14 protein-coding genes and 1 pseudogene are annotated in these 13,805 nt (G+C 55.2%); 5 read left to right on the forward strand and 10 right to left on the reverse strand.

Features of this window, described 5'->3' with window-relative positions; all coding sequences use genetic code 11:
• The 3 genes and pseudogenes from Q8W24_RS07565 to Q8W24_RS16900 all read left to right on the forward strand — a co-directional run.
• A pseudogene (locus tag Q8W24_RS07565) lies at positions 1-405 on the forward strand (ATP-dependent DNA helicase RecG); the annotation flags it as partial.
• Positions 406-487: 82 nt separating this feature from the next.
• Complete coding sequence (locus Q8W24_RS07570) at positions 488-1,870, forward strand: KAP family NTPase (RefSeq protein WP_305474920.1); 1,383 nt, start codon at positions 488-490, stop codon at positions 1,868-1,870.
• Positions 1,871-1,952: 82 nt separating this feature from the next.
• Positions 1,953-2,138, forward strand: coding sequence for an ATP-binding protein (locus Q8W24_RS16900; RefSeq protein WP_370693315.1), 186 nt, complete (start codon positions 1,953-1,955; stop codon positions 2,136-2,138).
• Positions 2,139-2,259: 121 nt separating this feature from the next.
• Here Q8W24_RS16900 and Q8W24_RS07575 read toward each other — a convergent pair whose 3' ends face one another.
• The 3 genes from Q8W24_RS07575 to Q8W24_RS07585 form a co-directional block, all read right to left on the reverse strand.
• Complete coding sequence (locus Q8W24_RS07575; protein ID WP_305474921.1) at positions 2,260-2,496, reverse strand: thioredoxin family protein; 237 nt, start codon at positions 2,494-2,496, stop codon at positions 2,260-2,262.
• A 12-nt stretch (positions 2,497-2,508) separates the two neighbouring features.
• Positions 2,509-3,504 carry a permease gene (locus Q8W24_RS07580; RefSeq protein ID WP_303431078.1) on the reverse strand — a complete coding sequence of 332 codons (996 nt, stop codon included), beginning with the start codon at positions 3,502-3,504 and terminating at the stop codon, positions 2,509-2,511.
• A gap of 142 nt (positions 3,505-3,646) precedes the next feature.
• The gene (locus Q8W24_RS07585) at positions 3,647-4,186 is read right to left on the reverse strand and encodes a sigma-70 family RNA polymerase sigma factor (RefSeq protein WP_305474923.1); all 540 of its coding nucleotides are present in this window, start codon (positions 4,184-4,186) and stop codon (positions 3,647-3,649) included.
• Between the two features lie 195 nt (positions 4,187-4,381).
• On the opposite strand from Q8W24_RS07585, the gene Q8W24_RS07590 reads away from it, so the two are divergent.
• Positions 4,382-5,020: a LysE family transporter gene (locus tag Q8W24_RS07590; protein WP_305474924.1), complete on the forward strand. Its 639-nt coding sequence runs from the start codon at positions 4,382-4,384 to the stop codon at positions 5,018-5,020.
• Between the two features lie 3 nt (positions 5,021-5,023).
• On the opposite strand, the gene Q8W24_RS07595 is transcribed toward Q8W24_RS07590, so the two are convergent.
• From Q8W24_RS07595 to Q8W24_RS07625, 7 genes are all read right to left on the reverse strand, one after another.
• Complete coding sequence (locus tag Q8W24_RS07595) at positions 5,024-6,085, reverse strand: alkene reductase (protein WP_305474925.1); 1,062 nt, start codon at positions 6,083-6,085, stop codon at positions 5,024-5,026.
• A 185-nt stretch (positions 6,086-6,270) separates the two neighbouring features.
• Positions 6,271-6,867 carry a nucleotidyltransferase family protein gene (locus tag Q8W24_RS07600; RefSeq protein WP_305474927.1) on the reverse strand — a complete coding sequence of 199 codons (597 nt, stop codon included), beginning with the start codon at positions 6,865-6,867 and terminating at the stop codon, positions 6,271-6,273.
• A gap of 25 nt (positions 6,868-6,892) precedes the next feature.
• The gene (locus Q8W24_RS07605; protein ID WP_370693316.1) at positions 6,893-8,017 is read right to left on the reverse strand and encodes an XdhC family protein; all 1,125 of its coding nucleotides are present in this window, start codon (positions 8,015-8,017) and stop codon (positions 6,893-6,895) included.
• A gap of 15 nt (positions 8,018-8,032) precedes the next feature.
• A complete protein-coding gene (locus Q8W24_RS07610; protein ID WP_305452964.1) occupies positions 8,033-10,402 on the reverse strand; it encodes a molybdopterin cofactor-binding domain-containing protein in 2,370 nt (789 codons plus the stop codon).
• Positions 10,399-10,866 carry a (2Fe-2S)-binding protein gene (locus Q8W24_RS07615; protein ID WP_303431070.1) on the reverse strand — a complete coding sequence of 156 codons (468 nt, stop codon included), beginning with the start codon at positions 10,864-10,866 and terminating at the stop codon, positions 10,399-10,401. Before Q8W24_RS07615 ends, Q8W24_RS07610 begins: the two co-directional genes overlap by 4 nt.
• A 334-nt stretch (positions 10,867-11,200) precedes the next feature.
• Positions 11,201-12,310 (reverse strand): asparaginase domain-containing protein, encoded by a 1,110-nt coding sequence (locus Q8W24_RS07620; RefSeq protein ID WP_305474928.1) that lies wholly within the window; start codon positions 12,308-12,310, stop codon positions 11,201-11,203.
• Complete coding sequence (locus tag Q8W24_RS07625) at positions 12,307-12,747, reverse strand: helix-turn-helix domain-containing protein (protein WP_305474930.1); 441 nt, start codon at positions 12,745-12,747, stop codon at positions 12,307-12,309. The genes Q8W24_RS07620 and Q8W24_RS07625 overlap by 4 nt, the downstream gene beginning before the upstream one ends.
• A gap of 107 nt (positions 12,748-12,854) precedes the next feature.
• On the opposite strand from Q8W24_RS07625, the gene Q8W24_RS07630 reads away from it, so the two are divergent.
• Entirely contained in the window at positions 12,855-13,712 is an 858-nt protein-coding gene (locus Q8W24_RS07630) for an SDR family oxidoreductase (RefSeq protein WP_305474932.1), read from the forward strand.
• Positions 13,713-13,805: the final 93 nt, after the last annotated feature.

A 13,805-nucleotide genomic window follows, 5' to 3' on the forward strand; every position in this document is an offset into this window, starting at 1 on the left:
GCAAATACAAGTGACCTCGAGGCAAATACAAGTGACCTCGAGGCAAATACAAGTGACCTCGAGGCAAATACAAGTGAGTTGGATCTGGCTGAAGCACTTCAGGGGAAAATCAAACAACTTTCTCCAAAAGCAAGAAAAGACAAACTTTGGCTTATTCTTGTCTGGCTATGTGGCTTGCGTCCCTATAAAGCAGACGAACTGGCTCAGCTACTGAGTCGTGAAGAACGGTCTCTCAAACATAATCACCTGAGAGAACTCAGGGAAAAAGAAGGACTGATTGATTACCGATTCCCCGAGGTAGTGAACCACCCAGAGCAGGCCTATCAGACCACGGCAAAAGGCATTCAGTGGTTAAGGGATCAGGATATTTCCCTGACAACAGGCAATGTTGATGACGGATATTAATCCAGTGCTCACAGGAAAGCCCGGATGCAGCCGCTGACTCTGGTAATCGGCGGGTAACCATTGATAAGGAGGTATTGGCCTGATGAGTGAACAGGAAGACCTGACGTTTGAATTTCGGGATGACTTCAAGCGGGTTGGCATTGCCGATAAGGTGATCACGCTGCTAACGACACCGATTGAAATATCTCCCATGGTGATTGATGGTGACTGGGGTACGGGTAAAACCGAGTTCTGCCAGAAGTTGATTCACAAGTTCAGATCGGAGCACGGAAGGTATCGGCTGGTTTATGTGGATGCGTTTCAGGCAGATCATGCGGATGATCCACTGATGACCGTTCTGGCGGCTGTAGCAGGCGAGGCTCTCGAGGGAGAGGCGAAGAGAACCTTTCTGCAAAAGGCCATTCCTGTGGTTCGTTATGGCCTCCAAACGGCTTTCAAGGCCAGTGTGAGTCATATGTTAAAGGAAAATGCCGACGATATTGCCGATGGCTTGGAAAAACACCTTCAGGACTCGGCAAACAAGGCCATTGATGCATCGGTGGCTGCCGTTCTGAAGGATCACGAAAAAGCCCAACAGAACCTCAAGGCCCTGCAAGCCACGCTGGCCGACCAGGTTACTGCAGATTCTCCGATTGTCATCTTTATTGACGAGCTGGATCGTTGCCGACCTGACTTTGCTGTACAGATGCTGGAGGTGATCAAACACACCTTTGATGTGGTGAATGTGAAATTTGTGTTGGTGACCAATACCAAACAACTCCGTGCCGCCATCAACCACCGTTATGGGCCTTTGGTGGATGCCCAGCGATACCTCGACAAATTCCTGAAATTCAGTGTCCGATTGCCTGCAGATGTTAGTGGGCGTGTCGGCTATGGTTATGGTGAAAACCGGTTGTTGGCTTCTGTTAAGCATTACTCCAACCTGGTGTCATCCAGTGGGATCTTGGCAGGTACCGGACTGGGTCAAACTGACAAAGAGTACTTTACGTTTGCCAGTGAGTTAATTCAGGTAAATCAGCTGTCACTGAGACAAGTTGAGACTTTTACGAGATATCTTGAGGTTTACCATTCACTTAGTCGGGGATTGGCACCGGATGAAACCGCTGGATTACGGTTGTTAAGACTCTTTGGTGTTTTTGTGTCCTGCTTTAGCCCCGATGTGTATGACAATATTCAATCAGGGTGTACAAACGCTGATGTTATCGCGCCGTTGTTGGGAGTCCCGACACTGCTGCCTGACAATGAGGAGACATACCATTACTCCAGAAAGCTGGCTGTGATCATCGGTTTACAGCTGGTACAGAACAGTGCATTCAACGCCGAGCATTTTATGTTCGAAAGCGAGGATTCTCAGGAATGCTGGAAAAAAGGTTTTGACTACTATTTTGGAAACAGAAGTGTTCTTAGTGATATCTGGCAACCTGTCAAAGAGGTTTTCTCTGTGTTAAGCCTGTCATCCCGGTAGTAAATATGAATTCGGAGTTAAACCAGCAACAAAGGCTTGTTGGAATCAACGATGGAAATTAAATTCTTTCAGTTACGCAACATTGGGCAGCTTCGAGCCGCTGGATATTCTGTTAGCCCCGACAGAAAAACGGTCGTCCAACGTGACGGTTCTGGTTGGTAACAATGGTGCTGGTAAAATCACCATGCTGAATGCGCTGGCTTATGTATTGAGCTGGCTGGTTGCGCGCGCTGGTATCTATCTATATGGATGCTATTCAGGAAGGTGAACTGACACAGGAGTTGGTTTCTGCAGGTCAGTAACCGTGCCGAAGCCACGCTCAAGGCCGTTAATCTGGGGTTGATGAACCCATCAGATAGGCTGTGATGCGTGGCAGGCCTTGAAGGCGGTTAGCCCTGCAGCCATTGGGTGGCCTGGTCTTTAGTGGGTACGCCACCTTTGTGTACGACTGTTTCGTCGATAACGACCGCAGGAGTCGACATAACGCCATAAGCCATAATCTGTGGCAGGTCTTCAATTTTCTCAATCTTGACCTCTATTCCCAGCGCCTGGGCGCTGTCTGCCAGCACTTGTACGGTGTTTTTGCATTTGGCACAGCCGGTGCCCAGTACTTTGATGTTTTTCATCGACAACCTCTTTTATAAAAGAAACAACACACTGTTAAAAATCCAGCCAATGACAGTAAAAGACACCAGCAACATAGCGAACAGAATCGCCAGCAAGCGCCACTGCATGACCTGTTTGAGTAATACAAATTCGGGGAAACTGGCAGCCACGGTGCTCATGCAAAACGCCAGGGTTGTGCCAATCGGCAAGCCGTTGGTGATCAGGCTTTCCATCACCGGAATGACGCCGGTGGCGTTGGAATATAATGGAATGCCAACCAGCACGGCGGCAGGCACTGTCCACCATTGGCCTGCGCCGAGGTGCTGTTCGATCCAGCCATCGGGGACAAAACCGTGCAGCGCAGCGCCCAGACCGACACCGATAATCACCCATTTCCAGACTCGGGCAAAAATCTCCAGAGTCTCGGTTTTGGCGAACAGGTGGCGGTCATGGAATGACATGACTTGAACTTCAGCTGAGTTGTCGTTGCCGGTTTGCTGGGCGCGGCCATTTGCCAGCGCTTTGGCAGCAAAGGACTGCAGCCAGCGTTCGGCGCGGATGCTGTCGAGAAACAGCCCGCCGAGCATACCCACAATCATGCCGACCACGACGTAAAGGACGGTGAATTTCCAGCCCAGCAGGCTGAGCAGTAACAGAACCGCGACTTCGTTGATCAGCGGGGAGGTAATCAGAAACGACATGGTAATCCCGACCGGAATACCGGCGGAGGTAAAGCCGAGAAACACGGGAATACTGGAACAGGAGCAGAACGGGGTAATCGCTCCAAAGCCGGAACCCAGCAAATAGCCAATGCCGCGATTTTTGCCCGCCAGATAATCACGCACTTGCTCGACATTCAGAGAGGCGCGTAACAGGGCGATGATGTAAATCAGTACCAGCAAGAGTGCAAAGATCTTGCTGACGTCTTCGACAAAGAAATGTAACGCATCCCCGAGTTTGGTCTCGGGCAGGAAGCCCAGCAGGTCGTAGATCAACCAGCTGGCGAAATCGGTGAATATCTGGAACATCGTGCGCTCTCTTGCGTGTGTCTGTTACTGAAGACGCATGGGCCAGCAAAAGGATGCAGGTTTTTTTTATAACTGTTTATGGTTGATATCTTATGGATCATGCCGCGGTCAGATTGTGGCTTCTGGCTCAAGCCGGATGCCGTCAGTTGGAGGACGACGGCCGACGATGGCTGCAAACCTTGCCCTGTTCATCAAACTGGACATGACAGTGTTCAACCAGCGAGTGACGCAGTCGCTGGCGTGCGCGTAACAGGCGGGCCTTGGCTGCCGACAGGCTGATCCCTGCGCTGGTGGCGTAGGATTTCACCGTCTGGTTATTGAGGTCGCAATATTCCAGTATCTCCCTGTCTGTGGTATTCAGACGGGCGAGATTACGGCTCAGACATTCCGAGAGCAGATCGATATCATCCAGCTCCGGGGTCGAGTCCGGCTGTGGTATATCTTCCGGCAACTCGCTCAGTGGATGTTGTCGGCGATGATTATCAATAATGACGTTGCGGGCAACACGAAACATCCAGGCACGGGGCTGTTGTACGGCGCAGAACCTGGCACCTTGTTGCAGTGTACGCAGCAGTACTTCTTGCAGCAGGTCTTCTGCGATCGTTTTGTCGGTGACTCGTTGCTGTAAAAAAGCCCTGAGTTCTGCTTCGTGCTGCCGTATTGCCTGTAAAAGACATTCCAATGATGGTTACCCTGTGCAATAAGCCGTGTCAGCGGGGGGTGCGGGCGCTGGCGCGTGTTGTTCCGGGACGGGATATGCTACCACTCGACGATCGTTGGCGTCATCATCCTGCACCCGTGGGTTGCCTTGTCACCTGGGTAGGGGCTCTGTGTCTGGGCTGGCTGTTTTGCTTGTTATTTTGTTTGAGAGGTTGTTATGGCACTGGATATTTGGCTAACGTTTTTTACTGCCTGTTGGGTGATCAGTTTTTCTCCTGGCGCTGGCGCGGTGGCGTCGATGTCGAGCGGCTTGCAGTATGGGTTTCGTCACGGTTACTGGAATGTGATTGGGTTACAGCTGGCGCTGGTTGTACAAATCGGGGTGGTAGTGGCTGGCGTTGGTGCAGTGCTGGCGACGTCTGCCTGGGCCTTTGAGGTCATCAAGTGGTTTGGGGTGGGCTATCTGGTCTATCTGGGCTGGCTGCAATGGCACGCCACTCCGGCAAATCTGGATGACGAGGTGGAGCATGCCCGGGACACCCGGCGTGAATCACCAGCCAGACTGGTTCTGAAAGGTTTTTTGGTGAATATGAGTAACCCCAAAGCCATCGTATTTATACTGGCGGTGTTGCCGCAGTTCCTGAATACAGAGGCGGCTTTACCACTTCAGTATGGCGTTATGCTGATCACCATGGTGGCGGTAGATCTGGTGGTGATGGCGATTTACACCGGCCTGGCTGCGAAAGTATTACGTTACTTGCAATCACCGCGTCAGCAGCGTTTGTTAAATCGCAGCTTTGCGGTGATGTTTGTGGGTGCTGCGTCGTTATTATCGACCGTGCATCGGGCCAGTTAATCGTCAGTCCGCGGTATCCAGTGTCGGGTAATCGGTATAACCGGCACTGCCGGGGCTGTAATAGGTGTTGTGGTCCCCTTCGTTCAAGGCGCTGCCATTTTGTAAGCGTGTAACCAGATCCGGGGTGGCGATGTAGTCACGGCCAAAGGCGACAGCATCAACCGTGTTGTCGGCCAGTAATTGGCTGGCGCTATCCGGGCTGAGGTTCATATTGCCAATCCAGGTGCCGTTGAAGCGTTTGCGTAGTTGGGGAGTCAGAGCATCGGTCTGGTTGAGGTCTTCGCGGCTGAAAATAAAAGCAATATCCCGCTGGTTGAGGGCATCAACCAGATAACCAAAAGTGGCTGCCGGGTCGTCATCGCCCATATCCTGGGTGTCGCATCCGGGCGACAAGTGAACCCCTACGCGGCTGGCTCCCCATACTGAAATCAGGGCATCGGTGGCTTCGAGCATAAAGCGGGCGCGGTGCTCAATCGGGCCGCCATAGGCATCGGTGCGCTGGTTGGTACTGGACTGCAGGAACTGATCCGGCAGATAGCCGTTGGCTCCATGTAATTCGACACCATCAAACCCGGCGGCTTTGGCGTTTTGGGCGGCTGTCCGGTAGGCCTCGATAATGGCGGGAATTTCATTGATTTCCAGTGCCCGCGGTACCGGGTAATCGACCTGGGGCCGCAGTAATCGCACGTGGCTGCGCAAGGCGACGGCGCTGGAAGATACCGGCGTTTCACCATTCAAATAATGCGGGTGTGATACCCGTCCGACATGCCACAGCTGGCAAACTATTTTACCGCCTGCTTGATGTACGGCCTCGGTAATGGGTTGCCAGGCCTTGACCTGCTCATCCGACCAGATCCCCGGGGTGTCCGGATAGCCGACCCCCATGGGCAAAATGGCGGTGGCTTCGCTGATGATCAGCCCGGCGCTGGCCCGCTGGCGGTAGTACTCGACCATCAGGGCGTTGGCGATACGGCCTGGTGCTCGACAGCGGGTCAGGGGTGACATAACGATACGGTTGTTGAGTGCCAGATCACCCATCTGGATGGTGTCGAACAGGCTGGACATGGTGTGATGCTCCTGCAAAGTGGAGATGAACAAGCGGTAAATAATAACCGGATAGGACTATGCAATAACCGCCCACAAGAAAACAGGACGGCAGGGGTACTGCGGCAAAAAGGTGTATTCCATTCGGTCAGATGCCGCTTTGTGGCAAATAGTGTGTTCTGTCGTGCTCCGTATCATTCTGCGGTTCATGACCGTGGTGCCGGATTTTCTGCGGTGAAGGCTGCGGTTAATGCGGCTGCAGTGTCGATATCGTGAACCACCCCGGGGTCTGCTACGGCAACCCGGCGAACCTGCTGTTGATGGTGCTGCAGCACCTGCCGAGCGCCATTGTCTGCGGATAACTGCTGCAGCGCTGGCCAATAGTCACGACCAAACACCACCGGGTGACCCGGCTGGCCCTGATAGATCGGCCGCACAATCTGTTTCTCGCTGGCATACGGCAGCAACTGGCGCACCGAGGCGGGTTGCAGCGTCGGCATATCCCCCAGCATCAGGGCGAGGCTGTGTGATTGCTGCCATTGGCCGGATCTCTGAATGACGTCCAGCGCATCGGCGATACTGGCCCCCAGACCTTGTGCGGCATGGGGGGCATGGATGATCTGACAAGCGCCAGGAATCCCCAGCGCTTGGGGTGAGTCTTCCGGCCGAATCACCACCACCAGGTTGGCTAATGCCTGTTGCAGCTGGTGGAGGGTCTCGCCCAGCAAGGTTCTGCCGGTGATGGGCCAGTAGGCCATGCGTTTGTCTTCCGCGCCAAAGCGGCGGGAGTAACCAGCAGCCATGACCACTCCGAGCACGGCCGCTGGGTCAGAGCTGGTCACGGGACTGGCCTTTTTGCACTCGCACCACATCGGCCATCACCGCCAGGGCGATTTCAGCCGGAGTTTTGCTGCCCAGCGCCAAGCCGATGGGCATATGCAAGCGTTCCACCTGTTGGCTGCTCAAGCCACCTGAGCGCATCAGCCGGGCGGCGCGGGCATCAGAGGTGCGGCGGGAACCCATTACCCCAATATAAAAAGCCGGGGTTTTGACCGCCGCCATCATGGCGAGGTCATCAATACGAGGGTCGTGTGTCATCGCCACCACCGCAGTGGCGGCATGACACTGCCCGGCCTGGCGGATAAACGCCGATGGCATACGGGTGTCTAGGATAACCCCCGGCAGCTGAAAACCGAGGCGTTCTTCTTCCCGTGGTTCACAGACAATCACTTCATAACCCAGTGCGACCGCAAATTCAGCGCAGCAATGGGCGACGCTGGATAACCCGGCAATAATCAGGCGCGAGCTTGGGCCGATGTGGAGGCGTATGAGCTGGTCGAGCTGTTGCACCCGGCCGACCATTGCTGGTGGCGGCGTGATACAGCGATGGGTGTCCATAGTTAAGAGGGGAGTTAAGTGGGTGTCCGGAGTTGATTGGGTGTCCGGAATAGGCGTCAGAGTGGGTGGTCGGGCAGCGTCCAGGCACACTTCACGAATGGCTTGATGGCTACCAGACAAACACGCCAGCATCGCCTGAGCATGGGCCAGAGTATGGGGGTTATCGGGTTGCCAGTGTTCGACCAGTACCACCAGGGTGCCACCACAGGGCAACTGGACTTTGGCTTCGGTTCCAGCACTGGCATTAGTCGCGTTGGTATTCGTAGCGCTGGCATGAGCCTGAGCACCGGCACCGTAGGTCAGTACAGTCGCCGGTTGCGTAAACTCACCATCGAACAAACGTTCAAGAAAGTCCTCTTCAACACAACCACCCGATAACGAACCGAGATGCTCGGTCCGTTGGGTGGTATTGATACGGGCTGTCATCATCGCCCCTGGCTCTCGTGGCGACGAGCCAAAGGTTGATAACACGGTACAGAGCCAGACAGGTTCACCGCTGTGTAACCAGTCCAGCGCCTGCGCCACTACCTGTTGATCAAGATACGGCATCACCATGGTATTAAGCGCGCCTCAGCTGTTGCCAGTACGCAGCTGGCCAGCAATTGGCAAGGTGCGAATACGTTGGCCTGTTGCGGCAAAAATGGCGTTACACAAGGCCGGAGCAATCGGTGGTACGCCAGGTTCACCGGCACCGCCAATAGGCACATCGAGGCGGTCATTCACCGCATGGATGTGAATCTCTTTCGGCACCTGACTGTGGCGAGGCACCAGATAATTGTGGAAATTATCCTGTTGTACCTTGCCGTCACCGGCGGTGATTTGCGTCATCATGGCAATGCCGACCCCCATGGCACAGGCGCCTTCCAGCTGCGAACGAATCCGCTCCGGATTGACCTGTGGGCCACAGTCAAAGGCGATATCGACGCGGTGAATGATGACTTCACCCTGTTCGCTGACCTCAACATCCATCACGACCGCCGCGTACGACATAAAGCTGTGGTGCACCGCCAGCCCCAAGGCGCGGCGTGCCGCAATACGGGTGCCGCCAGGCCAGTTGGCTTTACGGGTTGCGGTTTTGATGACATCGCGGTAGCGGGCAGTATCGATCGGGTAGCGTATCGGGTCTTCACGGTAGTTCCAGGGTTCATTCTGATTGCGCGGGTCAATCTGACGGTCTGGCCCTAACAACTCCAGCAAAAAGTCACGGTGATCCTTACCGGCTTTATGAGCCAGCTCGGCAACAAAGCTCTGGATCGCAAAAGCATGGGGGATGTTATACACCGAGCGGAACCAGCCAATACGCACGTGGGCCATGGCTTCGCCGGTTTCTTGCTGGATTGCCGGAATATCAAACGGCATATTGCGCACACCCATGGCCAGCTCAATATCGGACATGTGGCCGCTATCGGGGCCAAACAGTGACTTGATGCTGGGTGACAACGAGCGATGTAACCAGCCAGTGACCTCGCTCTCTTTGTTAAATGAGGCTTCGAGTCGGTCGACCGATACCGTATGGAAAAAGCTGTGGTGCAAGTCGTCTTCCCGGCTCCACTGCACCCGGACTGGACGGCCGTCCATGATTTGCGACAGGTCGGCGGCTTCAAAAACGAAATCCGGCTTGGCTTTGCGGCCAAAGCCCCCACCCAGCAAGGTGGCGTGTACGGTGACGTTGTCAGCTTCCAGAGACAAACGTTTGGCAAGGCCATCACGGGCCGCTTGCGGGTTTTGAACCGGCCCCCAGGCTTCGACCCGACCGTCCTTGATGTGGGCAATGGCAACAGGTGGTTCCATCGGAGCTTGCGCCATATGCGGCGAATAATAGCTGGCTTCAAAGCGCTGGTCGGCACTGTTCAGTGCTTGCTGGATATCTCCTTGGGTACGGACGACTTTGCCGGGTTTTAATGACTCGGCTTCCATCGCTGCTTTGAAGGCAACGGAGTCGTAAGCGGCATTATCACCGGCGCTGCTGTTGTCCCAGGTGATCGTCAGCGCCTTGCGGCCACTGAGTGCCGCCCAGGTGCTGTTTGCGATGACGGCCACACCACCCAATGGCGAAAAGGCCGAAGCGATGCTGGCGGTGGGTAGCTGCACGACTTTGACCACGCCGGGCACCTGTAAGGCGGCGCTATCGTCGACTGATTGGATACTGGCACCGTATACCGGTGGTCGGGCAATCACCGCAAACAGCATGTTGTCGAGGATAACATCGGCACCGTAAATGGCTTTGCCAGAGACAATATCGCGGCCATCAATGGCCATTGGCTGACCGGCTTTTTCCGTAGTGCCCGGTGGCAACTGATCGGGTTGTTTGTTGATGTAGCGCCACTGCTCCCGGGTTTTCAAGCGCAGGAACTGGCGCTCCGGAACCGGCAGCTCAGAGGCCGTGGTTGCCAGCTCACCAAACGACAATGCTCGGCCGCTCGGGGTATGAATTACCTGATGGACGGTGGTCGTGCAGTCGCTGACCGGGACTTGCCAATGTTGTGCGGCGGCCTGTTCCAGCATGGTACGGGCGGCAGCACCACAGCGGCGCAGCGGCTCAAAAAAGTGGCGCATGGAGCGTGAGCCATCGGTGTTCTGGTTGCCGTAACGGGCTTCGTCGGCATCGGCTTGCATAACTTTGACAGAGGACCAGTCAGCGCCCATTTCATCGGCAATTACCATCACCAGACTAGTGCGGATACCCTGACCCATTTCGGCCCGGTGGTTAATGATAGTGACTGAGCCGTCCACAGCGATGCTGATAAACACATTGGGGTTGTCGACCCAGCCATGGGGCATGGCATCGGCACCGTATTTTGGAGCCTCGTCCTCGGCTGCAACGGCCAGATCCCAGCGGGCAGCGAGTACCAGTGCACCAGCGGCTCCCAGACCTTTGAGTAAACCTCGACGACTGACATTGGCGAGCAATAACGGGTCGGTTGTGGTTGAGGTGCTCATGCCTTTACCTCCGTGTATAACGCTGCACGGTGAATGGCCTTGCGAATACGCGGGTAAGTGCCGCAGCGGCAGATATTGCCGTTCATGGCATTGGTGATGTCCTTGTCGGTGGGCTTGGGGTTGGACTTCAGCAAGGCTACCGCACTCATGATCTGACCACACTGGCAGTAGCCACACTGGGCAACGGCTTCGTCCATCCAGGCATCCTGCACTCGTTGGCCAACGGCATCATTTTCCATCGCTTCGATGGTAGTGATGTGTTTGCCCGCCGCGTAGCTGACCGGCGTTGCGCAGGATCGAATCGGGTTGCCATCGAGATGGACGGTGCAAGCGCCACACAGCGCCATGCCACAACCAAACCGTGTGCCTGTCATTTGTAATGTATCGCGCAACACCCAGAGAATCGGCGTATCGGCCGCTACCTCCAGCTGTTGTGGTGTGCCATTGATGGTCAGAGAGATCATGCTGGGTCCCTATACAAGTTTAAAAACAGTGAGCTTTACACGCTGGTCAGGCGCCATGGCGAGTCGGACAGAAATGGCATGGAGCAGCTGCGATCGGTATGACGAAGATAGTGATCAAGTGTTCAAAAATGGCCACATATGTCATTTATTGATCTATGTTCGTATAAAACTGTGTGATTTTTATTGCATGGAGGACGGTTTGATGAACTGTCGTTCGATCACTTTGATTGCAAACCGGGCTATCTGTTAAGAGGATCGAGAGGACTGTGCCTGTATCAAGCATAAGGGGCGGGATACCTGGTGATTGACCAGTACCCCGTCAGTTCACAGGGGTTCAGGCTTCGCTACATTCACCGCAAATGGCAACCGCGATGTGAGCTCGAATGGTGTCGGCACTGCAACCGCTTGCCAGCAGCCAGTGTAATTTGGCAAAGGCCGCTTCCAGCGTCAGATCGGCACCACTGATCACCCCAATGCGATTGAGTGTTGCCCCGGTGGCGTAGGTGCCCTGGATCACTCGACCATGCTGGCACTGAGTCAGGTTCAGAATCACCACACCGCGCTGGCTGGCGTCTGCCAGTGCATCGATCAGAGCCTGATTATTGTCGGGGGGATTTCCCATGCCGTAACTGCGCAAGATCACGGCTTTTACCGCCGGACAATCCACAACGGCCTGAACCATCCCGGCGCTGATTCCGGGGTACAGCGTCAGCACCGTAACAGCGTCGGGCTGAAATTCTGGCAGGGGCTGTGTTGTTGGCCCTGTTGGTTTGTGGAGCGGTAACGGGGTGGCTGAGGGTGTTATGCCAGAGGTTGATAGCGGTGCTGATACAAGTGCTGATGCCGGAGAAAATTGACAGCCGGTGCTGGTACCCTGGTTCTCGTTATCGCTGCAAGAGACGGTGCCCAGCCAGGGATAATTGGGGGAATCAAAGGCCGCCATGGCGGTGGCGCTGACCTTTACACTGCGGTTGCCCCGTAAAATCCGGCCATGGAAACAAATATAAACCTCCGGCAAGGCATCCGAGGCGGCCAGTAACAGACTGTGGCAGAGGTTATCCACGCCGTCGCTATCGGTTTCAATCAAAGGAATCTGAGAGCCGGTAATAACCACCGGTTTGTTGATGGCATCCAGCATAAACGACAGGGCAGAGGCGGTATAAGCCATGGTATCGGTGCCGTGCAAGATTACAAAACCGTCGTATTGCTGCCAGTGTTGTTGCAGCGGCCGAACGATCCGGAGCCAGTCGGACGGCGTCAGATTGGCGCTGTCGATCAGGGTGTCCAGTTCCAGTACGTCATAGAGTGGTAATGCCGGATAACAATGGGCAGGCAGGTATTGCCCCAGTTGGTCGCCAAAGCCTGTGACCGGGTGGTAACCCTGTTCCCCCAGTGCCATGCCAATGGTGCCGCCGGTATATATAATGAGCAGGCGTTTGTTCATCGTGAACTCTCGTCAGTGGTGACCTGGCGGCTCTGGTGTTGCTGTTGTGCTGCGGTAATTTGCGACATATTCACTTCGATCCAGTCGGCCAGCGTGGCCACCAGGCGTGCGATTTCTTCGCCGCTGGTTGTCAGGCTGTATTCTACATGAGGCGGTACCACCGGATAGGCAATCCGTTCAATAAAGCCATCCTGCTCCAGTGCCTGCAGGCTCTGGGCCAGCATTTTTTCACTGACGCCCCCGATGCGTTTGCGGAGTTCACTGAACCGGTGTGTTCCATCACGCAGGGAGATCAGTATCAACACCCCCCAGCGGCTACACACGTGTTTGAGTACATCCCTTGACGGGCAAGGGCTGGCGAACAGGTTGCCGGTTCTTAACTGTTCGGTAAGGGGGAGATCCTGGTCGATAGAGGTGCTCGGTTCTGTATTTGTCATGATGTATTTCCATACTTACCTTTTTGTTGGTACTTACTTAAAGTTAGCATTGGGGCTAGCCTGTTGTCACTCGATGAATAATCGCCAACCAAAAAAGAGGAATAATCATGATTGTTGTAACAGGTGCATCTGGCCAGCTGGGCCGTCTGGTGATCGACGCATTGCTGCAAACACTGCCTGCGGCAGAGATTGTGGCGGCGGTACGCAACCCTGAAAAAGTGGCCGACCTGGCAGCTCTGGGGGTGGTCGTGAAAGCGGCAGATTATAGCCAGCCAGCGGCACTGACAGCGGCGTTTGAAGGTGCTGACAAGGTACTGCTGATTTCTTCCAGCGAAGTGGGGCAGCGTTTCCCCCAGCACCAGAATGTGATTGCTGCTGCACAGGCGGCAGGGGTTGGATTACTGGCGTACACCAGTATTCTGCATGCTGCCGAGTCACCGTTACCGCTGGCTCTGGAGCACCAGCAGACCGAGCAGGCGTTGGCCGAGTCCAATGTGCCGTATGTGTTACTGCGTAATGGCTGGTACACCGAAAACTATACCGCCAGCGTGCCGACGGCACTGGAGCACGGCGCAGTCTTCGGGTGTGCCGGGGAGGGGCGTATTGCCTCGGCAGCACGAGCGGATTACGCCGCTGCTGCCGCTGCTGTGTTGACATCCGCTGCGTCGCAGGCAGGCAAGGTCTATGAATTGGCGGGTGATGATGCCTACACGCTGACCGCGCTGGCGAGTGAGATTGCAACCCAGACTGGTAAGACCATTGTGTATCAGAATATGCCCGAAGCCGATTACGCTGCGGCCCTGATGGGGGCTGGTCTGCCCGATTATATCGCGACCCTGCTGGCGGAGTCGGATACCGGCGCATCAAAAGGCGGGTTGTTTGATGACAGCAAAACCCTGAGTCAACTGATTGGACGTCCGACCACACCGTTGGCAGAGATGGTCAAGGTAGCATTGGCTGTGTAGTCGGCCTTGCGTTGTCACGTTCTGGCGTGGCAACACGGGCTGTACCTGGGGTTACTGGAATACCGCAACAGCCATAAAGCCTGCCAACCGCAG

The sequence above is a fragment of the Oceanobacter sp. 4_MG-2023 genome, from assembly GCF_030689165.1.
Lineage (GTDB): Bacteria > Pseudomonadota > Gammaproteobacteria > Pseudomonadales > Oceanobacteraceae > Oceanobacter.

Excerpts from the sequence above, each read along its gene's own strand:
- Q8W24_RS07625 (WP_305474930.1), bottom strand. The coding sequence starts at position 12,747 with ATGACAAATACAGAACCGAGCACCTCTATCGACCAGGATCTCCCCCTT.
- Q8W24_RS07575 (WP_305474921.1), bottom strand. The coding sequence starts at position 2,496 with ATGAAAAACATCAAAGTACTGGGCACCGGCTGTGCCAAATGCAAAAAC.
- Q8W24_RS07615 (WP_303431070.1), bottom strand. The coding sequence starts at position 10,866 with ATGATCTCTCTGACCATCAATGGCACACCACAACAGCTGGAGGTAGCG.
- Q8W24_RS07600 (WP_305474927.1), bottom strand. The coding sequence starts at position 6,867 with ATGGCTGCTGGTTACTCCCGCCGCTTTGGCGCGGAAGACAAACGCATG.
- Q8W24_RS07595 (WP_305474925.1), bottom strand. The coding sequence starts at position 6,085 with ATGTCCAGCCTGTTCGACACCATCCAGATGGGTGATCTGGCACTCAAC.
- Q8W24_RS07620 (WP_305474928.1), bottom strand. The coding sequence starts at position 12,310 with ATGAACAAACGCCTGCTCATTATATATACCGGCGGCACCATTGGCATG.
- Q8W24_RS07580 (WP_303431078.1), bottom strand. The coding sequence starts at position 3,504 with ATGTTCCAGATATTCACCGATTTCGCCAGCTGGTTGATCTACGACCTG.
- Q8W24_RS07630 (WP_305474932.1), top strand. The coding sequence starts at position 12,855 with ATGATTGTTGTAACAGGTGCATCTGGCCAGCTGGGCCGTCTGGTGATC.
- Q8W24_RS07610 (WP_305452964.1), bottom strand. The coding sequence starts at position 10,402 with ATGAGCACCTCAACCACAACCGACCCGTTATTGCTCGCCAATGTCAGT.
- Q8W24_RS07570 (WP_305474920.1), top strand. The coding sequence starts at position 488 with ATGAGTGAACAGGAAGACCTGACGTTTGAATTTCGGGATGACTTCAAG.
- Q8W24_RS07590 (WP_305474924.1), top strand. The coding sequence starts at position 4,382 with ATGGCACTGGATATTTGGCTAACGTTTTTTACTGCCTGTTGGGTGATC.
- Q8W24_RS07605 (WP_370693316.1), bottom strand. The coding sequence starts at position 8,017 with ATGGTGATGCCGTATCTTGATCAACAGGTAGTGGCGCAGGCGCTGGAC.